This is a genomic window from Actinomadura chokoriensis (assembly GCF_041463665.1).
Lineage (GTDB): Bacteria > Actinomycetota > Actinomycetes > Streptosporangiales > Streptosporangiaceae > Spirillospora > Spirillospora chokoriensis_A.
Map to the genome: position 1 here is coordinate 694,122 of NZ_JAXCEJ010000001.1, position 22,693 is coordinate 716,814.

Here is a 22,693-nt window from a genome sequence, read left to right on the forward strand (position 1 = left end):
ATACCAACAACATGCCGCAAGTCGACGCACCGGGTGGGGACGGCGGGCCCGGCCCGCGCGCTACTTGATCAAGGGGTCGCGGGGCAGCTTCAGGATGCGTTCGGCGATCTGGTTGCGGGTGATCTCGGACGTGCCGCCGGCGATGGACATGCCGCGGGAACCGAGCCGCATCAGGCCCGCGAACTGGCCGAGGCCCTCGTTGAAGGCGGTGCTGGGGCCGGCGAACTCGGCGAGGAGGTCGGCGGTGGCGTGGCCGTGCTCGGCGAGGACGAGCTTGGTGATGTTGCCCTCGGGGCCGGGCTCGCCGCCGGCGACGGCGCGTTCGGCGGAGCGGAGGTTGAGCAGGCGGAGCGCCTGCTCCTCGGCCAGGTAGGCGCCGACGCGTTCGGCGGCGGCGGGGACGCGGTCGCCGTGCTCGCGGTAGAGCGCGAGGGCGTCGGGTCCGGGCGGGCCGCCGACGCCGCCGCCGATGCTGACGCGTTCGTTGCCGAGGGTCGCGCGGGCGACCGTCCAGCCCTGGTTGGGCTCGCCGACCACGTCGGAGTCGGGGACGAAGACGTCGGAGAAGAACACCTCGTTGAAGTCGGAGCCGCCGGTGATCTGGCGGAGCGGCCGGACCTCCACGCCGGGGTGCTCCATGTCGACGACGACCATGGTGACGCCGGCGTGCTTGGCCGCGTCCGGGTCGGTGCGGACGGTCGCGAAGCCCCAGCGGCAGTACTGGGCGCCGCTCGTCCAGACCTTCTGGCCGTTGACGACCCAGCCGCCTTCGACCCTGACGGCGCGGGTCTTCACGGCGGCGGCGTCCGAGCCGGCCTCGGGCTCGCTGAACAGCTGGCACCAGACCTCGTCGCCGGTGAGCGCGGGCCGCACCCAGCGATCGATCTGGTCCTGGGTGCCGTGCTGGACGAGCGTGAGGATGACCCAGCCGGTGATGCCGAGCTGGGCGCGCTTCACGCCCGCGGCGCGGAACTCGTCCTCGATGACGAGCTGGAGCCCGGCGCTCGCCTCCACGCCCCAAGGGCGCGGCCAGTGCGGCTGGACGTAGCCGGTGTCGATGAGCTTCTGGCGCTGCTCGGCCGCGGGCAGCGCGGCGATCTCCCGGGCCAGCTCGCGGATCTCCGGGCGCCGCGCCTCGGCCTCGGGCGGCAGGTCCAGGGTCGTCTCGCGGACGACGCCGGCAGCCTTCAGCCGGGTCACGTCCCGTTCGGCGGAGTGCGGGTCGAACACCGCCTCCAGCGTCGCGGCCCGGCGCATCAGCAGGTGGGCGTCGTGCTCCCAGGTGAAGCCGATGCCGCCGTGCACCTGGATGTTGAGGCCCGTGTTGGAGGTGAACCCGGGGAGGGCGAGCGCCGCGGCGACGGCCGCCGCCAGCTCGAACTGGTCCGCCGGCCCGGACGCCGCCCGCGCGGCGTCCCACACGGCGGCCGTGCCGAGTTCGGCGGCGACGAGCATGTTCGCGCAGTGGTGCTTGACCGCCTGGAACGTCGCGATGGGACGGCCGAACTGCTGCCGCACCTTGGCGTACTCGACGGCGTTCTCGACGCATTCGAGCGAGCCGCCGACGGCTTCGGCGGAGACGATCGTGCGGGCGATCGCGGTGGCCAGGGCCCGGGCGCCGGGCAGGACGTCGGCGGCGGCGCCGTCCAGGCGGACGCGTGCGGAGCGGCGGCCGGGGTCCAGGTTCTCGGGGACCTCGACGGCCGCGGCGTCCGCCCGCACGACGATCATGTCGTCGCCGGCCGGGAGGACGAGCAGCTCCGCGAGGCCGCCGCCCAGCACGACGCCCGCGTCACCGGTGGCGGCGCCGCCTCGCAGGGTCAGCGAGCCGTCCACGCCGAGGGCCGCCGGGGTCGCGCCGGAGGCGAGGCCGGGCAGCAGGCGCGCCCGCTGCTCGTCGTTCCCGGCCGCCGCGATCACCGCGGAGGCGATCATCGTCGGCAGCATGGGGCCGGGCGCGGCGGCGCGGCCGAGCTCCTCGGCGACGACGACCAACTCCTGGAGGCCCGCTCCGCCGCCGCCGTGCTCCTCGGGAAGGTGCAGGCCGAGCAGGCCGAGCCCGGCGAACTCGGTCCAGAAGGCGGGAAGCTCCTCCTTGTCGGCGTCCAGCAGCGCGCGGCCCGCGGCCCGCGCCTCGTGGTCGCGCAGGAACGAGCGCGCCGTCCGAGCCAGCTCCCGGTGCTCCTCGCTGATGGCGATCGCCATGGGCCCTCCAAGAATGTGTTCCGTCCAAAGACCAGAATGTCATTCGGTTGCCGTCCGGGGCGAGGGGGCGTCCGGATCTATCTCGGCGGTTCGCCGGAACGCACTCCTGGCGGGCGGCGGCCGAGATGGGCCACGAGGCGGTCGCCGGGGCCTGCGCCCGGCGCCGGTTCCACAGGGTCGGCGAACAGCGGGCGGCGCGGCGGGTCCGGCAGCACCAGCGGGCAGACCGCCAGCAGGTCGCCGGCCAGCACCGGTGGGATGGGCCGGGCGTCCCCGGTGGCCTGCGCGATGTCCCAGCCGTGGACGGCGACCTCGATCGCGCCGGCCCCGGTCAGCATCTCCCCCGCCAGCCGCCGGTCCTCGACCGCCACCGCCCCCAGCGCGGCGGACGCCCGCAGCAGCCGGACGGCGCGCACCCGCAGCGCCGACACCGGATCGCCGGACGGCTCCACCGGGCCCGGCGCCGTCCCGACGCGCCCGGCCGCCATGCCCTCGTGCAGCGCGGCGAGCGAGTCGGCGAGGTGCAGCACGAGCATTTCGAGGTCCCAGGCCGCGCAGGGTGTGCGGCGGGCGAACATGCGCGGTGTGATCCCCTGGACGGCCGTCAGCGCGTAGCCGACCGCCCGGTCCAGCAGCCGGACACCGCACACGGCGCCCTGGGCAGCCTGAGTCCGCTCGCACATCCGGCCTCCAAGTGGGTCTCGGCCCTACGCTCTGTGGACCGTCCCCGCATCGGAAAGTCATCGGACGCGGCGGCGGGCGACGCCGGTCAGGCGGTCGCCTCGACCTCCTCGCGGGTCAGCACGGGGTCGGGCGCGGTCGGCGCGGTCGAGGCGACGGGCTCCGAGACGCCGCCGGCGACGCGGGCCTTGGCCTCGCGGAACTCCCGGATCGGGCCGGTGGCATCGTGCAGGCCGTTGAGGACGGTCCACAGCATCGTCCGGCGCGCGCGCAGGGCGATCGGGTTCGGCGGCTGGTAGAGGCAGAGCTTCTGCGCCCACTTCGGGAGCAGGTCGCGGGCGGCCCAGTCCATGAAGGCGCTGCCGGGCTCCCAGGGCTTGGCCTTGCTGTCGCGCAGGTTGGGCCCGGTCGCGAACGCCTTGATCGGGGTGACGGCCAGGCGCGGCAGGTAGGACTCCAGGCATTCGGCGACCTCGGCCTTGGTGGCGGGAAGGTCGGTCCCGCCGAGGGCCTCGCCGACGCGGACGAACTCGCGGTAGTAGCGGTCGATGTCGCGGAGGGGACGCCGGTGGTAGCGCTCGTGCGCGGTCGCCAGGCCCCACACGACGGTCGCGTAGTTCCAGCGCAGCCACTCGGGGTCGTCGGCGTCGTAGGCCAGCCCGTCCGGGCGGGTGCCCTTGATGGTGTGGTGCATGGCGCGGACGGTCCGGGCCAGCCGCTCGGCGGTCGCGGTCGAGCCGTAGGCCGTCCCGATGAAGAACGACAGGGAGTGGCCGAGCCGGACCGCGGCGCCCTCCGGGTCGATGTTGCCGGTCGGGATGCCGTCGACGCGCTGGGCGAGCCGCGAGTGGTCGTAGCCCATCCAGCTGATGCTCGGGTCGAGCCCCTCGATGTAGGCGGCGCCGACCAGGCCGAGCATCAGCGTGGGCAGGTGCGAGTGGACGTACCAGACCGCGCTTTCGGGGCCGAACCAGCCGGGGTCGCCTTCGGGGCCGGCGAAGTCCAGGCCCTTGAAGAACCGGGCGCGGATATCGGCGTCGAAGGCCCGCTCGAACCGCGTCGCGACGACGTTCGTCTTGCCCGGATGACTCCCGCCCGGATGAGTCCTGCCGGTATGAGTCTGGCCTGGATGAGTCCTGCGCGGATCGGTCTTGGCCGGCATGTGCGCTCCCACTTCTGGTTACAACTGTATCCAGAGTAAGTGTTTGGGTACAGCCGTGTCCAGACTTGGGTCGCGGGACCGCCGCGGGGGTATCGTCGGGGCATGGCGAACGCGCGCACGGCCACGTCCACCCGGTGGGCCGGGGTGCCCGCGAGCCGGCGGCGGGACGAGCGGCGCGGCATGCTCGTCGAGGCCGCTCACCGGCTGTTCGGCGAGGAGGGAGAGGCGGGCCTGACGGTCCGCGCCGTGTGCCGCGAGGCGGAATTGCACACGCGCTACTTCTACGAGAACTTCGCCGGCACCGGCGAACTGCTCGCGGCCGTCTACGACCGGCAGGCGACGTCCCTGGCCGAAGCGCTGGAAGCCGCCCTCGACGAGGCCGGCCCGAGTCCGGACGTCCGAACCCGGGCCGGCATCCGCAGCGTGCTGCGGTTCATCAGCGACGACCCCCGCAGGGGCCGCGTCCTGTTCGCCGAGGCACGCGGCAACGAGGTGCTGGCCGAGCGGCGCAGGGCCGCCCAGACCGCCCTGCTGGACGGCGTGCTCGCGATGAGCAACATCGAGAACCCGGGGCTCCCGGTCGTCATCGCCGCGACCATGTTCACCGGCGCGATGACCGAGCTGGCCCAGCAGTGGGCGGACGGGCGGCTCGGCGACGACCTCGACGCGGTGGTCGACAGCGCCGTCGAGCTCTCCCTGGCCCTCCACACCACCGCCGCACGGCACGCCGTCCCGCAGGGGTAGCGACTCCTCAGCCGATCAACTCCAGGGCACGGTCGAGGGAGACGACATCGGCGTACTTGGCCTGAAGATCGAGCAGGTTGGCCTCGTGCAGGCGGGGGTCACGGTCACCGCAGGCTTCGTCCACCACGAGCGGGCGGAAGCCGTGCTGCAGAGCGTCGGTCGCGGAGGCACGGATGCAGCCGCTCGTGGTCAGCCCGCAGATGAACAGGGTGTCGATGCCGGACGCGGTCAAGGTCGCTGCCAGCGACGTCCCGTGGAACGAGCTCGCGTACTGCTTGGTGACCACGGTCTCCCCCGGCAGGGGGGCGACCCCCTCGGCGAAATCGCCGAGGGGGCTCCCCTCCTCGAACACGCGCAGCGCGGGGACCTTGCGGCGGAACAGGCCGCCGTCCGCGCCGCCCGGCTGGAGGCTCACCCGCGTGAACAGCACCGGCAGCCCCGCCGCCCGTGCCGCGCCGATCAGCGTCACCGTCGCGGCCAGGGCGTCCTCGACCGGGGCGCGCAGCGGCGACCCGTCCTCCAGGTACGCGCGGGCGAAGTCGACCACCAGCACCGCCGGGTTCTCGCCGCAGCCGAGGGTCTCGCCGAAGCCCGACTCCCGGTAGCCGGCGACGAGGTCGTCCGTGCCGGTCATCGGCGCAGCGCGTCGGCGGAGCGGACGTCGACCGGCGGGCTCGGCGCGGGAAGCCCGGTCTCCTCCTCGCAGCGGGCGATGATCTCTTCCAGCGGCGGCCCCATGTCGAACACGGGGATCTCCGTCCGCGCGGCGCTCATCTCCGCCCGCAGCAGCTCGGTGGCCTGCACGTCGAGGACGCCGTCGTCGGTGCAGACGACGCCGTAGCCCTCACGGGCGCCGCCCGCGGTCACCAGACCCCGCTGCACCTCCAGCGCGACCAGCTCGGCCGGACGGGCGAGCGGGTCGCCCCATCCGCCGCCGCCCCAGGTCACGAAGTGCAGCACGTCACCCGCCCCGACCGGGACGTCGTGGATCTTGCTGGGCAGCACCTCGCGGGTGCCGTCGGCCCGGTCGATCCACTTGCGGCCCCGCTCCCCCGGACGCCCGCCGTTCACGCCCCACGGGTAGGTGAGCCAGCGGTCGTCGTGGATGGCGATCGTGCCGGGCTCCTCGAAGTGGTAGGCGACGTCCACGCCGTTGCCGCCCCGGTGCAGGCCGGCGCCGCCGGAGTCGGCGATCGTCTCCCACCGCTCGATCCGCAGCGGGTAGTACGACTCCAGGTACTCGCAGGGGATGTTGACGAACGACGGCCACAGCGAGTGCCCGTCCGGGCCGTCCCCGACCGGGCGTCCCGGCACGCCGCCGAACCCGATCGAGTACAGCTGGAACCACTCGCCCTCGCGCGGCCCGGAGGTGTAGTGCCCCGAGTACATGAAGTGCGGCGAGGACGAGAACCCGGCCGCGTTCAGGATCTCCGGGTTCGTCTGCCCGAGCAGCCCGCCGAACAGGTCGAACACCCGGCCGATGCCGTGGTTGCGGGCGTTCAGCGCGGCCGGGTGGCGCGGCTTCCAGAACGAGTCCTCTGGGATCGTCACGTCGATCAGCGGGTAGAAGCCGTCGTTCCACAGGATCTGCGGGTCCGCGACCGTGATCACGTAGATCCCGAAGAACATCCGGACGAGGTTCTCGTTGATGAAGTAGTTGATCGGCCCGACCGCCTGCGGGGCGGCGTGGCTGAAGTCGAGATGGATCTTCTCCCCGGTCCGGGTCAGCGAGATCTTCAGCTCGTAGGGGCCGTAGCCGCAGCCGTCGTCGCAGATGTAGTCGGCGAACTCCAGCGTCTGGCCGTCCTCGAAGAGGGTCGCCAGCAGCACCTTCATGGCCTGGTAGTTGCGTTCGAGCAGCGCGTCCAGCGCGGACAGGTAGGTCTCCACGCCGAACCGGTCGCACAGCTCGGTCACCCGGCGGGCGGCCGTCGTGCACGCCGCGGTCAGCCCGTTCAGGTCGGCCCGGTTCCAGTCCGGCATCCGCACCTGGTTGAGGATGATCCGCAGCGCGGCCTCGTTGAGCTTGCCGCCCTCGTACAGCTTGAAGGGCGGGACGATCACACCCTCCTCGTAGATGGTGCGGGCGTCGGCCGGCATCGAACTGGGCGTCTTGCCGCCCACGTCCGACATGTGGCCGAACATCGACGACCAGCCCACCAGCCGGCCCTCGTGGAAGATCGGCACCACCAGCAGCCAGTCGTTGGCGTGGCTGATCGCCGCGCCGCACGCGTACGGGTCGGACGTCATCAGGATGTCGCCCTCGCCGATCGTCCCGTCGAAGTTCGCCAGGAAGTCGGGCACCGAGAGGCCGAACTGGCCGACGACCATCTTCCCGGACGGGTCGGCGATCAGCGGGAACTCGTCGTGCTGCTCGCGGATGCCCGGCGACAGCGCGGTGCGGAACAGCACCTCGTCCATCTCGTGCCGCGCGTTGCGCAGCGCGTTCTCGATGATGTCGAGGGTGACCGGGTCGACGTCGACCCGGCCGGCCGGCTCGGTGTTGGTCTGCAGGATCTCGGCCATCAGCCCTCCTCAGTGGGACGGATCAGCAGGCTGCCGCTCGGGTGCACGGTCGCGGCGTGCCCGGACAGGACGAGGGTGGTGGAGTCCATCTCGACCACGACGGCCGGTCCGGTCACCACGTCCCCCGCGCGCAGCTTGGAACGGTCGAAGATGCGGGCGGGCACGGACGCGCCGTCCATCCACACCTCGGTCTCGCGGATCAGCGCCTCGGACGGGTCGCCGGTCCCCTCGGGCAGGGTGCGCCAGGCGACCTCCGGGCGCGGCCCGCTCACCGTCACCCGCACGTTGATCACCTCGCGCTCGTTGTCGAGCAGGAAGGAGAACAGCCGCTTGTGCTCGGCGTCGAACTTGGCGCCGAGCTCGGTGAGCAGGTCGCCGTCCACGGTCGCCCGGTCGATCTCGACGGGGATCTCGAAGCCCTGCCCGTGGTAGCGCAGGTCGAACTGGTACGTCGCGGTCTGGCTGTCGCGCGGCACGCCCTCCGCCTCCAGCCGCCCGGCGGCGGCGTCGGCCAGCTCGGTGAGCGCGGTGCGCAGCTCGGCGTCGTCGAGGGTGGAGAAGCGGCGCACCATCGTGCGGGCGCTCTCGTCGCGGGCGCAGGTCGTCGCGTCCCCGTAGGCGCACAGGACGCCCGGCGACGGCGGCACGATCACCGGCCACGAGCCGGTCAGCCGGCCGAGCGCGTTGGCGTGCAGGGGGCCCGCGCCGCCGAACGACATCAGCGCGAAGTCGCGCGGGTCGAAGCCCTGCTGGACGCTGATCAGCCGCAGCGCGCCGAGCATGTTCTCGTTGACGATGTCGATGATCCCCGCCGCCGCGGCCTCGACGCTGGGCAGTCCCATCGCCTCGGCGATGCCGCTCACCGCCTTGCGGGCGGCCTCGACGTCCAGCGAGATCTCCCCGCCGGCGAGCTGCGTCGGCAGGTAGCCGAGGACGACGTTGGCGTCGGTGACCGTGGGTTCGGTGCCGCCGGAGCCGTAGGCGGCCGGGCCGGGGGCCGCGCCCGCCGACTGCGGCCCGACCCGCAGCGCCTTCGTCAGCTCGGGGACGTGCGCGATCGAGCCGCCGCCCGCGCCGACCGTGCGGACGTCCACACTGGTCGCCCGGACGGTCAGGTCGCCGACGCTGGTCTCCCGGCCGATCCGCGGGCGCCCGTCGAGCACCAGCGCCACGTCCGTGGACGTGCCGCCCATGTCGAAGGTGAGGAAGTCGGGGAACCCGGCCTGCTCGGCGAACCACACCGCGCCGGTCACCCCGCCTGCCGGGCCGGACAGCAGCAGCGACACCGGGTCCTGCGCCGCCTTCCCGGCCTGGGTGAGCCCGCCGTCGCTGCGCAGCACCGCGAGCGGCGCCGCGATCCCGCTACCGGTCAGGGAACGGTCCAGGTTGCTGACGTACCGGGCGACCTCCGGCTGCACGTAGCTGTTCGCCACGGTCGTGACGGTGCGCTCGTACTCCCGCATCTCCGGCAGGACGTGGCTGGACAGCGACACCGGCACGCCGGGCAGCTCCTCGGCCGCGAGCTGCGCCACCCGCCGCTCGTGCTCGTCGTTCGCGTACGAGTTGATCAGCGAGACGGTGAGCGCCTCGATGCCCGCGCCGGCCAGCCGGCGCAGCTCGGCCCGCGCGCGGTCCTCGTCCAGCGGGGTGATGACCGAGCCGTCGGCGCCGATCCGCCCCGGGATCTCGACCGTGTGCTCCAGCCGGGCCAGCGGCTCCGGCTTCGGCCAGATGATCCAGCCGGCCAGCCCGCCCGGCACGTACGACCGGGCGATCTGCAGCACCTGCCGGAACCCCTCGGTGGTCACGAGGCCGACCCGCGCTCCCCTGCCCTGCAGGATCGCGTTGGTCGCCACCGTCGTGCCGTGCAGGACGTGCGCCACCTCGGTCAGTTCGATCCCGGCGTCCCGGCACACCTTCCGGATGCCGTTGAGGACGCCCACGGACTGGTCCGCCGGAGTGGACGCGGTCTTGGCGCGATGGCTGACGCCGGTCTCCTCGTCCACGAGCAGCACGTCGGTGAACGTGCCTCCTACGTCGACGCCTAGGCGATATCCCATGTCGTTCTCCCGATGCCGTGCTTGCTCTAGATGCGTGCTTGCTCTAGATGACGCCGCGCTCGGCCAGCGCGGCGATCTGGTCTTCTCGAAGGTCCAGGAGGGCGCCGTAGACCTCCCGGTTGTGCTCGCCGAGGCCGGGGCCGGCGTGCCGCACCGACCCGGGGCTCTCGCTGAGCCTGGGGAAAGCGTTGTGCATCGGGAGCTCACCGAAGTCGGGGTGGACGAGCCGCACGATCGCCTCACGGGCGGCGAAGTGCGGGTCCTCGAACATGTCCTTGGCGGTGTAGATGCGGCCGGCGGGCACGCCGCCCTCGTGCAACGTCCCCAGGAGGGCCTCGGTCTCCAGCCCGGCCGACCAGGCGGAGATCAGTTCGTCCAGTTCGGCCATGTTCCGGCCCCGGTCGGCGTGCCCGGCGAACCGGGGGTCGTCCGCGAGCTCGGGCCGGCCCATCGTCTTCGCGAGGCGCCCGAACACGGTGTCCTGGTTGGCGGCGATGAGGATCATCTCGCCGGACGCGGTCGGGTACACGTTGCTCGGCGACACGTTCGGCAGCACCGACCCGGTGCGTTCGCGCTGGTAGCCGGCCACGGCCCATTCGGGCAGCAGCGACTCCATCATCGCCAGCACCGCCTCGTAGATGGCCGAGTCGACGATCTGCCCCCGGCCGGTGTTGCTGCGGTGGTGGACGGCGACGAGCGCGCCGATGGTCGCGAACACCGCGGCGAGGGAGTCGCCGAGCGAGATCCCGGCGCGGGACGGCGCGTTCCCCGGATCGCCGGTCACGTAGCGGATGCCGCCCATCGCCTCACCGATCGAGCCGTACCCGGCGCGCGGGGCGTAGGGGCCGCTCTGCCCGAAACCGGACACGCGGACGAGGATCAGCCCCGGGTTCGCCTCGCGGAGGCTGTCGAAGTCCAGCCCCCAGCGCTCCAGCGTGCCGGGACGGAAGTTCTCCACGACGATGTCCGCCTGGCCGATGATCCGCCGCGCCAGGTCCTGGCCCTCGGGCGTGCGCAGGTTGCACGTCACCGACTTCTTGTTGCGGGCGACCACCGGCCACCACAGGGACTTGCCGTGCGGCTTCTCGCGTCCCCACTGGCGCATCGGGTCGCCGGCGCCCGGCGACTCCAGCTTGATCACCTCGGCGCCGAAGTCGCCGAGCAGCTGGCCGCAGAAGGGGCCGGCGAGCAGCTGTCCCATCTCGACCACGCGCAGGTCGGCGAGCGGTCCGCGGGCGTCCTGCGGGGCGCCGTCGTGCGTTGACATCTAGGAAGTCCTCGTTTCGGTGTCGTCGTTGCCGGGACGGTCGACGGCGCGGAGCAGCACCGCCTTCGCGGCGAGCACGTGCGCCCGCATCACCGACTCGGCCCAGGTGCCGTCGGCCGCCCGCAGCGCGGCGGCCAGCTCCCGGTGGTGGGCGGCGCTGCGGGCGAGGTCGTCCGGCGAGTACCGGTGGAAGGTCCGCGTCACCAGCGGGAGCTGCACCACCGCGTTGAGCATGGACACCAGCCGGACGCTGGCCGCCGCGGCCCGGACGATGCCGTGGAACTCGGCGTTCAGCTCGGCGATCCGATCCAGGTCCTGGCCGTCGCCCGGCGCGGCGGAGCGCTCCATGAGGCCGCACAGCTCGTCCATGCGGTCCACGTCCTTCGGCGTGATCCGGGTGGCGGCGCGGCGGGCGGCGGCGCCCTCCAGCAGCATGCGCAGGTCGTAGATCTCCTCCAGGTCCTCGGGCGTCAGGTCCGGGACGCGGGCGCCGCGGTGCGGCAGGACCTCGACCAGCCCCTCGACCTCGAGGCGGCGCAGCGCCTCGCGGACCGGCGTCCGGCTGGAGCCGGTCTGCCCGGCCAGCTCGGCCTCGCCGAGCCGTCCCCCGGGCGGGTGGACGCCGTCCAGGATGTCGGCGCGCAGCCGTGCGTACACACGGTCGACGGCACGGACCATCCGAACCTCCTGGTCGGTCGATTGTATGCAAGATATGCATTTCGGGCGCTTGACACAAGGGTTATACCTGGCCGATTCTCTAGATGTCCACAGATTGCATACAAGGGAAGGCCCATGGCGCACGTCGAAGTGATCGAAGTGGGACCCCGGGACGGGCTGCAGAACGAGGCCGCGATCCTGCCCACCGCCGACAAGGTGCGGCTCATCGAGCGGAGCATCGCCGCCGGGCTGCGGCGGATCGAGGCGGTCAGCTTCGTCAACCCGAAGCGCGTCCCGCAGATGGCCGACGCGGAGGCCGTGATGGAGCGCCTTCCTCGGCCCGAAGGCGTGAGCTACGCCGGGCTCGTGCTCAACCAGCGCGGCCTCGACCGGGCGCTGGCCACCGGCGTGCACGAGGTCAACGTCGTGGTCGTCGCCACGGACGAGTTCAGCCGCCGCAACCAGGGCTGCTCCGTCGACGAGGGCATCGCCAACTGGGCGCGGATCGCCGCCGACGCCCGCGCCGCCGGGCTCTTCCGCAGCGTCACCATCGCCGCGTCGTTCGGCTGCCCGTTCGAGGGCGAGGTCCCGGCCGAACGCGTCCTCGACCTGGTGCGGCGGATCGCCGAGAGCGAGCCGGACGAGATCGCGCTGGCCGACACGATCGGCGTCGGCGTCCCCGCGCAGGTGCGCACGCTGCTGACCGGCGCCGCCGAGATCGCCCCGGGGGTCCCGCTGCGCTGCCACTTCCACAACACGCGCAACACCGGCTACGCCAACGCGCTCACCGCGCTCGACCACGGGGTCAGCGCGCTCGACGCGAGCACCGGCGGTTTCGGCGGCTGCCCCTTCGCGCCCGCCGCCACCGGCAACATCGCGACCGAGGACCTCGTGTACGCGCTGGACCGCAGCGGCGTCGCCACCGGCGTCCAGATGGCGCCGGTGACGGAGACTGCGGCCTGGCTGAGCGAGCGCCTCGACAGCCCGGTTCAGGCCCTGCTCGGCCGCGCCGGTCCCTTCCCCGGGTGACCGGCCGGCCCGCTCACCACTCGGGGAGCGAGCCGTCCCGCTGCAGGAACTCCAGGCGGTTGCCCAGGTTGTCGAACGCGTAGAAGCGCCGATGACCTGGGAAGGCGTCGTCCCAGTCGACCTGGACGCCGTGCTCGGCCAGCCGCTCGGCCAGCCCGTCCAGGTCCTCGACGCGGATGCCCGGGTGCGCCTTGCGCGCCGGACGGAAATCCTGCTCGACGCCCAGGTGGATCTCCAGCGCGTCCGCGCGCACCCACAGCCCGCCCCGCGCGGCCAGCAGCGGCGGCTTCTTGATCTCGCTCATCCCTAAGGCGTCCACGTAGAACGCGCGGCACTCGTCCTCGCTGCCGGGCGGGATGGCGATCTGCACGTGGTGCACCCCGTAGGCGAACGGCGATTCGTGATCCGGCCCGTATCCCTGTGCTGATATGTCGCTCATGGATCACATCATCGCGCCGGTGAGGTACGCGCGGATAGTGGCTCCCCCGGTGCCGCCGGACGGCCGGGGCCGAACGCCGCGTCGAGGTAGTCCCGCCCGGCGAGCCGAATGCCGTGCTCGCGGCAGACGGCGAGCAGGCCGCCGCGCTGGCCGGCGGTCAGTTCCGAGCCGATCACCATGAGCGCGGGTATCCCGAACCGGCCGCAGGCCGCGGCCACGCCGGACACGGCGTACGCGGGGACGGCGATCACCGCGAGGTCGGGCGGCTCGGGTAGATCGCCGAGCCCCGCCACGCAGGGCACGCCGTGCAGGTCGGACCCCGCGCAGTGCGGGTTCACCGCGAAGACGGCGCCTTCGAACCCGCCGGAGACGAGGTCGCGCAGCAGTTCGGCGCCGGCCGTCCCACGGGTGCGCGACGCCCCGATGACGGCGACGACCCGGGGCGACGGCGGCGGGGTGAACATCCGCCCGCCGGAAAGCTCTGTCATGCCCCCACCCTCTGACGGGCCAGGTCACGGGTCAGGATCCCAAGGTCCCCTGCCGCCGGGACCTTCGTCCCGATCCGGGACGAAAAGGGAAGGACCGTGGAAGGTGCCATCTTTACCGCATCCTTCGCACACTGGGAGGGAACCGGACCAAACACGGTCCCTTCGGCTCACCGACCACCGGGAGGAACGGCGATCCCGTGAACCTCAACGCACCCGACCGCACCCTCCGGATCGGCGGGCGTCCCCTGCCGGTCGCCGGTCCCGCCCGGATGTACGTCTGCGGGATCACCCCGTACGACGCCACCCACCTCGGCCACGCCCGCACCTTCGTCTGGGCCGACGTCGCCGCCCGCGTCCTGCGGCACGCGGGCGGGGACGTGCGCGTCTGCCGCAACGTCACCGACGTCGACGACGTGCTGAACCAGGCCGCGCACCGCGCCGGCAGCCCCTACGACAGCTTCGCCGCCGTCCAGCAGTACTACTTCGAACGCGACCTCGACACCCTCCGCGTCCACGCCGTCGACCACCAGCCGCGCGCGCACAACCACGTGCGCGAGGTCATCGCCCTCGCGCAGGGGCTCCTCACCTCCGGCGACGCCTACCTCCAGGACGGCGCGGTCCGCTTCCGCGGCGCCGCCGTCCCCGGGCGGGCCGGGCTCGACGACGGGCAGGCCCGCGCCCTGCTGGCCGAGTACGGCGACGAACCCGACGATCCCGGCAAGGAGCATCCTTTCGACGTCGCCCTCTGGCGGCCGTCCCGCGCGGGCGAGCCCGCCTGGCCGAGCCCGTGGGGCCCCGGCCGTCCCGGCTGGCACGCCGAATGCGCCGCGATGGCCATGACGACCTTCGGTCCGGCACTCGACCTGCACGCCGGCGGCACCGACCTGCGCTTCCCGCACCACGCCTACGAGTCCGCCATGGCCGAGGCGCTGACCGGCGTACGCCCCTTCTCCCGGGCCTGGCTGCACGTGGGCATGGTCCGCCGGGACGGCGAGAAGATGGCCAAGTCGACCGGCAACCTGGTCCTGGTCTCCGACCTGGTCCCGGGCCACCCGGCCACCGCCGTCCGGCTCATGCTCGTCGCCGAACCCTGGCAGGACCCCTGGGACTACGCCCCAGACGTCCTCGACCGCGCCGCCGACCGCCTCGACCGGCTCCACGCCGCCGCCGGACGCCGCGACTCGTCCCCCACCGCGGAAGCGGCCGTGACCGAAGCGCTCCTGGACGACCTCGACGTGCGCACCGCACTCGCCATCGCGGACCAGGAGGGCGGAGGCGCCGCCCGCCTGGCCCTGCACGTGCTCGCGCTCGACTGACCCTGCGCGCGAAGCCGCGCTACGCGGTGATCACGCGGACGCCGGCCTCGGTGAACGCGGCGACCTCCGCCTCGGGCACCGTTCCGTCCGTCACCAGGACGTCGATGTCCGCGACATCGCATATCCGGGCGAACGCCCGGTGCCCGACCTTCGAGCCGTCCGCCACCACGACCACCTGCTCGGCGCGCTCGGCCATCAGCCGGTTCACGTCGGCCTCGCCCTCGTTGTGGCAGGTCGCGCCGTGCCGGGCGTCCACCCCGTTCACCCCGATGATCGCCACGTCCAGCGTCACCTGGTCGAAGATCCCGGTGGCGAGCGGCCCGGTCAGCTCGTAGGACTGCGGCCGCGGCACCCCGCCGGTCAAAACGATCTTCACGTGCGGCCGGACGGCCAGCTCGTTGCCGATGTTCAGCGCGTTCGTCACGATCGTCAGCGCCGGCGTCGCGCCCTCGGCGTGCAGGTCGGCGCGCGTGGCGAGGACCCTCGCGACCTCGGACGTCGTCGTCCCGCCGTTCAGCCCGATGATCGACCCGGGCCTGGCCAGCTCGGCGGTCGCCGCCGCTATCCGCTGCTTCTCCGACGCGTGCCGCGCCGCCTTGTAGCGCAGCGGCAGGTCGTAGCTGACGCTCTGCGCGACCGCGCCGCCGCGGGTGCGGGCCAGCATCTGCTGCTGGGCGAGCTGGTCGAAGTCGCGGCGGATCGTCGCGGCCGACACCCCCATGCGCCGGGACGCCTCCTCGACCGTCAGCCTGCCCGCGTCCGCGAGCAGTTCGAGCAGCGCGTTCCAGCGCTCGTGCCGGGTCACGCCGGCCCCCTTCCGTGCGGGCGAGGGAGCGTCCGGGGCGAAGGTCACCCGGAGATTCTAACCTGCGCGCCCCTGGCCTTACCTGCGCATTCCGGCCGTGGAACAATCAACAACGATCACATGCGCGCACCGGGAGGGTTCCATGCCGAAACCGGATGATGGGCCCGCCTCCGGAACGATTCTCACCAACGCCCGGATCGTGCTGCCGGACGGCGTCCGCCACGGAGACCTCCACATCGCGGACGGCAGAATCACGACCTTCGCGGTGGGCGAGCAGATCGACCTCGGCGGACGGTACGTCGTCCCCGGATTCGTGGACATGCACGTCCACGGCGGAGCGGGCGCGTCCTACCAGCGGCCCCAGCAGGCGCGCCGCGCCGCGTCCTTCCACCTGGCCCACGGCACCACGACCACGATGGCCAGCCTCGTCACCGGCACCCCGCGCGAACTCGCCGAAACCGTCGCGGGCCTCGCCGACCTCGCCGCGGACGGCGTGATCGCCGGCATCCACCTCGAAGGCCCCTACCTGGCCCGGGACCGCTGCGGCGCCCACGACCCGGCGCTGCTGCGCGCCCCCGACCCCGCCGAGTTCCGCCGGCTCGTCCGGCTCGGCCGCGGGCACGTCCGCATGATCACGCTCGCGCCCGAGCTGCCGGGCGCCCTCGACCTCGTCCGGGAGGCCGCGGACGCGGGCGTCATCCCGGCCGTCGGCCACACCGAGGCCGCCGGCGGCACCGCGCGCGCCGCGTTCGACGCGGGCGCCCGCGTCGCGACGCACCTGTTCAACGCCATGCGCCCGCTGCACCACCGCGAGGGCGGGCCGGTCGCCGCCGCACTGAACGACCCCCGGGTCACCGTCGAGCTGATCAACGACGGCGTCCACGTGGAGCCCGCCGTGACGCGCCTCGCGTTCGCCGCCGCCGGTCCCCGCGTCGCGCTGATCACCGACGCCATGGCCGCCGCCGGGATGGGCGACGGCGACTACCGCCTCGGCGCGATGGACGTCGAGGTCCGCGGCGGCCGCGCCACCCTCGCCGGCGGGACGTCCATCGCCGGCAGCACGATCACGATGGCGGACGCCTTCCGCCGCGCCGTCACCGACGCCGGCCTGCCCGTCCAGGACGCCGCCCGGGCCGCGTCCCTCACCCCGGCACGCGCGCTCGGCATCGGCTCGCGCGCCGGCTCGCTCGAACCCGGCAAGGACGCCGACCTGGCCGTCCTGGACGACGACCTCCAGGTCACCTGGGTGATGAAACGCGGCACGATCGTCCCGCGTGCCCGAATTCTCAGCGAGAATTGATGGCGTCCAGACGTCCGACCAGGGAATCATGGAACCGTGGAACGTTTACGGGGATGGCCGGTCACCCTGACCGAAGGTCCCGTCGGCCTGCGCCCGCTGCGGCACCGCGACGCCGCCGTCTGGCGTGAGCTGCGGGTCCGCAACGCCGACTGGCTCCGCCCGTGGGAGCCCACCAACCCCGAGACGCCGCTGTTCCGGAGCGGACTCGGTCCGTACGTCAGCATGGTCCACACCATGCGCCGCGAGGCCCGCCAGGGTCTCGCGCTGCCCTGGGTCGTGACCTACGAGGACCGCTTCGCCGGGCAGCTCACCATCGGCGCGATCGTCTGGGGTTCGGCCCGGTCCGCGCAGATCGGCTACTGGGTCGACAAGCAGGTCGCCGGACGCGGCGTCATTCCCACCGCGGTCGCCCTCGCCGTCGACCACTGTTTCTTCACCGTCGGCCTCCACCGACTGGAGGCGAATATCCGTCCGGAGAACACCGCGAGCCGCCGCGTCGTCGAAAAGCTCGGATTCCGGGAAGAGGGAATTCGCCGCCGCCACCTGCACATCGACGGGGCCTGGCGCGACCACATCTGCTACGCCCTCACCGTCGAGGACGTGCCCGGTGGCCTGCGCGCACGCTGGCTCGCCGAGCGCCGGCAGGCATTTCCCCGGCGCACATGAGCCGCCCATGACTTTTCCGCCGTAAGAATCCTGCGTTCGAGAAGCCTTGGCAAACAGAGGGTAACGGCGAGATCGATCTCGCGACACACCGCCCCTTATGCTCGTCAACCTCTGACACCCCCTCGTACCGTGCGTGGCGTGACCCTGCTCCCATTGCACGTTCGCGCGCCGAAAGTCGGCCCGCCTTCTCAGCGTGCCCTGGGACGGTGGGAGCGGTGAGCAGCGCAGTCCTGTACCTCGCCATCGTCGCCGTCTGGGCGGTCGTCCTCGTGCCCATGTGGCTGCGCCGCGACACCGAGGCGACCGGAATCACCCGCCTCCTCCACAAGCGCCCGGAAGAGGACGAGGTGACCGAGGAGGTCCCGGAAGAGTCCCCGGAACCCCGCCGCCGGGTCACCCGCGCCGCCATCATCGCCCGGCGCCGCCGCCGCACCACGGGCCTGGCCGCCCTCGTCCTCACCGCCGTCGCCCTCGTCGCGTCCGGCGTCGCGCCCTGGTGGGCGACCCTGCCCCCGGCGGCGCTGCTCGCCGGCCACGTCGCGCTGCTCCGCGTCGCCGTGGGCATGGACGCCGCCCGCCACCGCGCCGCCGCCCAGGCCCGCGCCGCCGCGGCCCGCACCCGCGCCCTGGAGGCCCGCCGCGCCGCCGAGGCCGCCGAACCCGCCGAGGTCATCGAACTCGTCCCCCTGGACGAGGTCTTCGACCAGTACGCCGACGACCGCCGCGCAGTCGGCGAGTAACCCGTGCGCGAGCACCCTTCGATGTTTGCTAACCTTACGGAGTCCTTGGGGCTGTAGCGCAGTCCGGTAGCGCACCTCGTTCGCATCGAGGGGGTCAGGGGTTCAAATCCCCTCAGCTCCACCAGGAACACCCAGGTCAGAGGCCGGTTCAGGAGAAATCCTAGACCGGCCTCTGATCATCTGCCACCACGTTGCCACCAAGACCGAGCAACACCAGCTGGCACGCCCGGCCGCCGAAACATCACCCACACCACACTGGCGCCGTCACAGCCCCGTGATGCAGCCCGCACCATCGATTTGCGCAAGATCGTTACCTGAGGCCGCATCCGCGCAGCGCCCACCGAGCAGCTCAGCCGCCTATACGGAACGGCGCTGCCATGCACGCGACACCCGTGAGCCCATCGCATAGGTGATGTCCGCATCCAAACCGGCGCGGTCGGCGCGTCGTGGGATCACACTTCCCTCTCGACGATCTCCCGACTCCGGTGGAGATCAGCGGCGCGCTTGACGAGAAGGTGATTATCAGCGGCGGCCTACCGCAGTCACGTGCGACCCAAAGTGCCAGGTTGGTAACCGTTCGGGCGTGAAAGCCGTATGCGGCTGTACCCAGGGGCCGAGCGCATGGAGGACGGGGGGCGCGTGGCCGTGATGGGAGTAACCGGTGGTGCCCCTCAGAGGCCGCTGGAGGCACCAAGGGACGCTCGTCCTCGCCCGGTAAAGCGACGGAGGGCGAGGCGGTGTCAAGGCCGTCAGCGGCACCAGCGCCCTCGTGGTCGACTTTCGGCCGACCACGAGCGGCGGCCGCGGATTCGTAGCCGAGTGTGTTGCTTGCCTGACAGGCGCTGGGAGCGCCGCGCAGACACGTGGGCGGAGGTCCGCAGCAGTAGGTGAGCGCCCACGATAAGCCGCGAGTGGTCATCGATGCTGCACAGCTTGACCTCTCGACCATCGTCAGTCGATGTCCGCTGTGCCCGACGATCTCCCGAACGATGCAAGGCGAGACACCGAAGTCTGAGAGCAGTGCGACGCGGGTGTGCCGTATGTCGTGGAAGCGGACGCCGTCCAGGCCAGCCGCCACGCGGATGCGGCCCGAGCTACGGCGGAACGTGGCCGGCTCCATCGCCGCGCCGAGGCGGCACGGGAAGACGTGCACGTGTGACCCTGCCAGTTCCGCCCAGGCGTCAGCTCGCCTGGCGTCCTGCTTCACCCGGTGCTCGCACAGAGCCCTGATGCACAGAACGGGACCTTGCGCTTGGAATCCGGCATCGTGGGCGAGACGAATCTCAGAACTCCCCAGACCGTTACAGCGGCTGGAAGGCTTCGAGGGTCGCCGGCTCGAACCGGACTCGGCGCACCGGTCGCATGGATCGCTGTCGAGGGGGCCGCCCTCGCCACCCAGGTCGGCCGCCGACGAGCGGGTTGTCCTTTAACCCAGCCCGAGCAACTCGCCGCGCCGCAGGCCAGCCGCCAGGATGTAAAGCCGTTTTTCCCGTGGCCACCTGGAGGCTGTCCCGCACCGGGTCGGCTCTGTGCACCTGGCTGCTCTACAACAGCCGACTCCCACACATACGCAAAGTCGGCAGTTGTAGCTTCAGGAAGATTCACGTCGCCTTAGTGGCCGCATGCATCGAGGTCCAACACGTCAATCTGACCTGAGACTCAAGGACGCGCCCCCTGGCACCGTCAGCCACCACACGACTTGGCTAGCCAAGGCCGCGCACATCATGAACCTCAGACTCACCCGAAGCGCCGGTCGCTCCGTACCCTCGCGGCCCCTTGGGCACTTGTCAGCTCACCAATGGTATATGCCTAAAAACGAACGATCTTCATCACAAGAAGAACACTCGATGCCAGTTACCCGTCAAGATACGCCGAGCAACAATTTGATTCTCGGAAAAATCAGTCGAGAGACGAGCGGATCACCTCCGCGGGCAGGCGGACCGTGGTCACATATCAGCCCATACGCCTGCCGAAATAGTCGACACTCGGCCTGCGCTGCACTTGCGCGCGCCGTATCCGCAAGACTTCATCCGAGCCGACCTCATAAATGCGAAAAACACTACTCAAGCCAGGCCCCTCCGGCCGCCGCGATAACTACCTCTGGTTCCACCAGAGCCAGGTCAAGCAGGATGGCGTCGTAATTCCGAAGCGTCATCCCGAAAGCGATTAGTTCACGCAACGCGACACGGTTCCCCGTTCCATGCAAGAGCCGACACAATGACCCTTTTTCATCCTCGGGTGAGCTCGTGGTTCTGTAGAACGGCGATGGCCTTGACCAGGTGGCCGGCCTTGCAGGGGCTGCAGCGCAGCTTCCGCAGGATTCGCCATGATTTGAGCTGGGTGTTCGCTCGTTCGCCGGGGCCGCGGAGCTTGGCGTGTGCCCGGTTGGCCTGCTTCTGCGACTCGGGCTTGTCCTTGCCCTTGTAGGGCGTGATGACGACCGAGGCCTCGGCTCCCTGGTAGGCCTTGTCGGCCAGGGTGAGGATTCCCGCCTTCTCCAGCTCGCGCAGGATGCCCCGGACACGGGCGGCGGTCAGGTCGTGGATCTTGCCGGGCATCGCCCCCGAGGTCCACAGGATCGTCCCGTCCGGGCCGGCGATCACCTGCACGTTCATCCCGTGCACCCGATGCTTGCCGGAGAAGTAGGGGCGGTCGGCCTTGACCCGGTCGGTGTGAATCAGCGTGCCGTCCAGGACCAGGTGCGTCAGCCCGTCGGTCCCGGCCTTGCGCAACGCAGCCCACAGCTTGGGGGAACGCGCCGACAGCAGCGAGACGATCCTCTCGACGTAGCGCCAGGCGGTGGCCACCGACACCCCGAAACCCGCGGCGGCCTCGGCAAACGTCTCACCCTTGCGCAGGTGCACCAGCACCAGTAGAGCCTGCTGGCCGGGGTCCAGCAGCCGCCACCGCGACCCGATCGCCCGCCGATGGCGGCGGACGATCCCCGCCACGTAGTTCAGCGTCGGACGCGACAAATCCACAGCGGCACGGTAAAACAGCATGCAGAAGCTCCTGGTGAGACGGTGTGGGTTGTGGTGATCAACCCGTCTACCAGGGGATTCTCTGCATCTGCAGGGAATCCATCAACTCGCGATCACGCTGTGATCAACCAGCCCGCCTGACGATGAAAAGGGGTCACTGATAGATATCGGTCTGCTAATGATTAAGAGTGGAAATAGTGAAGAGGCTCGGCGGATAGCAATAGATGTGGCCGCCATTATCGAGGCCGTTGACGTTCCCTTCTTTCACGCTCGAATTTTGGCGAACTTGTCAAGAGTGGTCTACGGGTTGGCTGACTTTCAGTGGCTTCAGCGTATCGCGCAGCAAATCGAGTCTGCTTCTCTCGGTGTGGAGGATTCGCCTTATAGGTCAATGATCTTGGTCGAGTTGGTCGAGTTGGTCGAGGTGCTTGCCAGGGCAGGTGAAGTAGAAAGAGCTAAAGAGATCACATTTACTATCAAGCATCAGGGTGAGCAGTCTGAGGCCTGCGCTAGATTGACCCTTTTTCATCCGGCTGGGCGGACGCTGATCACAGCATGATCGCGATGGGGGCGTTCGGCGGGTGGCGTGAAGAAACCCCTAGTAGACGGGTTGATCACCACAACCCCCGCGTCCGAACCAGGGGCTCTGCATGCTGTTCTACCGCGCCGCCGTCGATTTGTCGCGTCCAACGCTGAACTACCTGGCCGGCGTGATCCGTCGGCCCGCAAGGCGATCGGGTCGGCCTGGCGGCTGCTCAACCCCGGGCAGCAGGCCCTGCTGGTGCTGGTCCACCTGCGCAAAGGCGACACCTTCACCGAACTCGGGGCCGGATTCGAGATATCGACCAGCACGGCCTGGAGGTATGTCGAAGAGGTGGTGGGGCTGCTGTCGGCGCGGTCACCGAAGCTGACGGCGGCGCTGCGGAAGGCCGACAAGGGGTATCAAGGCGCCGAGGCCCGCATCGTCTTCACCCCGTACAAGGGACGCGACAAGCCCGAGTCCCAGAAGCAGGCCAACCGCGCGCACGCCAAGCTCCGCGGGCCCGGCGAACGCGCAAACGCCCAGCTCAAAAGCTGGCGAATCCTCCGCAAGCTCCGCTGCAGCCCCAGCAAGGCCGGCCACCTCGTCAAGGCCATCGCCGTCCTACAGAACTACGAAACCACCCGAGGATGAAAAAGGCTCACTGCAACGTAATGCCCGGGTGTCAAACGCCAAAATCTGTCTCCATCGACCGATAGAATTTATTATCGCGTCGGCGTGGCGCCGTACGTTGCGGGTACTCCTTCTCAATGCCGGTTGACGTGCAAGGGCTGTGGATTGTACACGGGGGACGAGTGAACGCAGAGTAAGGCTCTTTTCAAGAATGGGTAACAAGAATTCATCGCCGTTGTCCCGTGTCGCTGGTCTTCCTCGAAAGCCGTCGAAGACCGGCTCGTGCAGATGATATAGGCGCGTAATCGGTCCGAGCGTGTATGACATCGGCGGCTCGGAACTCTGAGCCGCCCCGGTCCACTACTAGGAGTCGCATTTCATCTGCACGGCCTTCTGCCACGGAGACGGCGCGGCACTCGCGTGGCGGCACCAGATCGGAAAGCGGGGCGAGTTCTCAGATGCCTCAGCCCGACG

Annotated in this window: 19 protein-coding genes, 1 tRNA gene and 1 pseudogene; 9 read left to right on the forward strand and 12 right to left on the reverse strand. The window is 71.1% G+C overall.

Annotation, left to right across the window (positions count from 1 at the left end):
- Window positions 1-60 precede the first annotated feature (60 nt).
- From SM418_RS03280 to SM418_RS03290, 3 genes are all read right to left on the reverse strand, one after another.
- Window positions 61-2,205 (reverse strand): acyl-CoA dehydrogenase family protein, encoded by a 2,145-nt coding sequence (locus tag SM418_RS03280; RefSeq protein ID WP_371938378.1) that lies wholly within the window; start codon window positions 2,203-2,205, stop codon window positions 61-63.
- A 77-nt stretch (window positions 2,206-2,282) separates the two neighbouring features.
- Window positions 2,283-2,888: a maleylpyruvate isomerase family mycothiol-dependent enzyme gene (locus tag SM418_RS03285; protein ID WP_371938377.1), complete on the reverse strand. Its 606-nt coding sequence runs from the start codon at window positions 2,886-2,888 to the stop codon at window positions 2,283-2,285.
- Between the two features lie 86 nt (window positions 2,889-2,974).
- The gene (locus SM418_RS03290) at window positions 2,975-4,048 is read right to left on the reverse strand and encodes an oxygenase MpaB family protein (RefSeq protein ID WP_371938376.1); all 1,074 of its coding nucleotides are present in this window, start codon (window positions 4,046-4,048) and stop codon (window positions 2,975-2,977) included.
- A 102-nt stretch (window positions 4,049-4,150) separates the two neighbouring features.
- Here SM418_RS03290 and SM418_RS03295 point away from each other — a divergent pair, with 102 nt between their 5' ends.
- Window positions 4,151-4,792 (forward strand): TetR/AcrR family transcriptional regulator, encoded by a 642-nt coding sequence (locus tag SM418_RS03295; RefSeq protein WP_371938375.1) that lies wholly within the window; start codon window positions 4,151-4,153, stop codon window positions 4,790-4,792.
- Window positions 4,793-4,799: 7 nt separating this feature from the next.
- Here the strand turns inward: SM418_RS03295 and SM418_RS03300 are convergent, their stop codons facing one another.
- Genes SM418_RS03300 through SM418_RS03320 form a run of 5 tightly spaced genes read right to left on the reverse strand, consistent with a single transcriptional unit; the run spans window position 4,800 to window position 11,323 of the window.
- Window positions 4,800-5,426: an isochorismatase family protein gene (locus SM418_RS03300; RefSeq protein WP_371938374.1), complete on the reverse strand. Its 627-nt coding sequence runs from the start codon at window positions 5,424-5,426 to the stop codon at window positions 4,800-4,802.
- On the reverse strand, window positions 5,423-7,318 hold the full coding sequence (locus tag SM418_RS03305; protein WP_371938373.1) for a hydantoinase B/oxoprolinase family protein: 1,896 nt from the start codon (window positions 7,316-7,318) through the stop codon (window positions 5,423-5,425). The genes SM418_RS03300 and SM418_RS03305 overlap by 4 nt, the downstream gene beginning before the upstream one ends.
- Window positions 7,318-9,378, reverse strand: a complete 2,061-nt coding sequence (locus SM418_RS03310) for a hydantoinase/oxoprolinase family protein (RefSeq protein ID WP_371938372.1) — start codon at window positions 9,376-9,378, stop codon at window positions 7,318-7,320. The genes SM418_RS03305 and SM418_RS03310 overlap by 1 nt, the downstream gene beginning before the upstream one ends.
- 43 nt (window positions 9,379-9,421) lie before the next feature.
- On the reverse strand, window positions 9,422-10,645 hold the full coding sequence (locus SM418_RS03315) for a CaiB/BaiF CoA transferase family protein (protein WP_371938371.1): 1,224 nt from the start codon (window positions 10,643-10,645) through the stop codon (window positions 9,422-9,424).
- Window positions 10,646-11,323, reverse strand: coding sequence for a GntR family transcriptional regulator (locus SM418_RS03320; protein WP_371938370.1), 678 nt, complete (start codon window positions 11,321-11,323; stop codon window positions 10,646-10,648). It abuts the gene before it with no gap.
- A 114-nt stretch (window positions 11,324-11,437) separates the two neighbouring features.
- Between SM418_RS03320 and SM418_RS03325 the strand changes: the two genes are divergently transcribed.
- Window positions 11,438-12,331, forward strand: coding sequence for a hydroxymethylglutaryl-CoA lyase (locus SM418_RS03325; RefSeq protein ID WP_371938369.1), 894 nt, complete (start codon window positions 11,438-11,440; stop codon window positions 12,329-12,331).
- Between the two features lie 13 nt (window positions 12,332-12,344).
- Here the strand turns inward: SM418_RS03325 and SM418_RS03330 are convergent, their stop codons facing one another.
- Both SM418_RS03330 and SM418_RS03335 read right to left on the reverse strand, forming a co-directional pair.
- Entirely contained in the window at window positions 12,345-12,770 is a 426-nt protein-coding gene (locus SM418_RS03330) for a VOC family protein (protein ID WP_371938368.1), read from the reverse strand.
- Window positions 12,771-12,778: 8 nt separating this feature from the next.
- Complete coding sequence (locus tag SM418_RS03335; RefSeq protein ID WP_371938367.1) at window positions 12,779-13,258, reverse strand: CoA-binding protein; 480 nt, start codon at window positions 13,256-13,258, stop codon at window positions 12,779-12,781.
- Between the two features lie 197 nt (window positions 13,259-13,455).
- On the opposite strand from SM418_RS03335, the gene SM418_RS03340 reads away from it, so the two are divergent.
- A complete protein-coding gene (locus SM418_RS03340; protein WP_371938366.1) occupies window positions 13,456-14,574 on the forward strand; it encodes a class I tRNA ligase family protein in 1,119 nt (372 codons plus the stop codon).
- Between the two features lie 19 nt (window positions 14,575-14,593).
- Here the strand turns inward: SM418_RS03340 and SM418_RS03345 are convergent, their stop codons facing one another.
- Window positions 14,594-15,427: a DeoR/GlpR family DNA-binding transcription regulator gene (locus tag SM418_RS03345; RefSeq protein WP_371938365.1), complete on the reverse strand. Its 834-nt coding sequence runs from the start codon at window positions 15,425-15,427 to the stop codon at window positions 14,594-14,596.
- Window positions 15,428-15,521: 94 nt separating this feature from the next.
- Here SM418_RS03345 and nagA point away from each other — a divergent pair, with 94 nt between their 5' ends.
- The 4 genes from nagA (at window position 15,522) to SM418_RS03365 (ending at window position 18,209) form a co-directional block, all read left to right on the forward strand.
- Entirely contained in the window at window positions 15,522-16,679 is a 1,158-nt protein-coding gene (gene nagA, locus SM418_RS03350; RefSeq protein ID WP_371938364.1) for an N-acetylglucosamine-6-phosphate deacetylase, read from the forward strand.
- A 36-nt stretch (window positions 16,680-16,715) separates the two neighbouring features.
- The gene (locus SM418_RS03355; RefSeq protein ID WP_371938363.1) at window positions 16,716-17,345 is read left to right on the forward strand and encodes a GNAT family N-acetyltransferase; all 630 of its coding nucleotides are present in this window, start codon (window positions 16,716-16,718) and stop codon (window positions 17,343-17,345) included.
- A 215-nt stretch (window positions 17,346-17,560) separates the two neighbouring features.
- Complete coding sequence (locus SM418_RS03360) at window positions 17,561-18,085, forward strand: SepX/GlpR family protein (protein WP_371938362.1); 525 nt, start codon at window positions 17,561-17,563, stop codon at window positions 18,083-18,085.
- Window positions 18,086-18,132: 47 nt separating this feature from the next.
- Window positions 18,133-18,209, forward strand: a tRNA-Ala gene (locus tag SM418_RS03365).
- 2,104 nt (window positions 18,210-20,313) lie between these two features.
- On the opposite strand, the gene SM418_RS03370 is transcribed toward SM418_RS03365, so the two are convergent.
- Window positions 20,314-21,087 carry a transposase family protein gene (locus SM418_RS03370; RefSeq protein WP_371938361.1) on the reverse strand — a complete coding sequence of 258 codons (774 nt, stop codon included), beginning with the start codon at window positions 21,085-21,087 and terminating at the stop codon, window positions 20,314-20,316.
- 205 nt (window positions 21,088-21,292) lie between these two features.
- Between SM418_RS03370 and SM418_RS03375 the strand changes: the two genes are divergently transcribed.
- Together SM418_RS03375 and SM418_RS03380 are read left to right on the forward strand one after the other, a co-directional pair.
- On the forward strand, window positions 21,293-21,625 hold the full coding sequence (locus tag SM418_RS03375; RefSeq protein WP_371938360.1) for a hypothetical protein: 333 nt from the start codon (window positions 21,293-21,295) through the stop codon (window positions 21,623-21,625).
- A 91-nt stretch (window positions 21,626-21,716) separates the two neighbouring features.
- Window positions 21,717-22,240, forward strand: a pseudogene (locus SM418_RS03380) (transposase).
- Window positions 22,241-22,693: the final 453 nt, after the last annotated feature.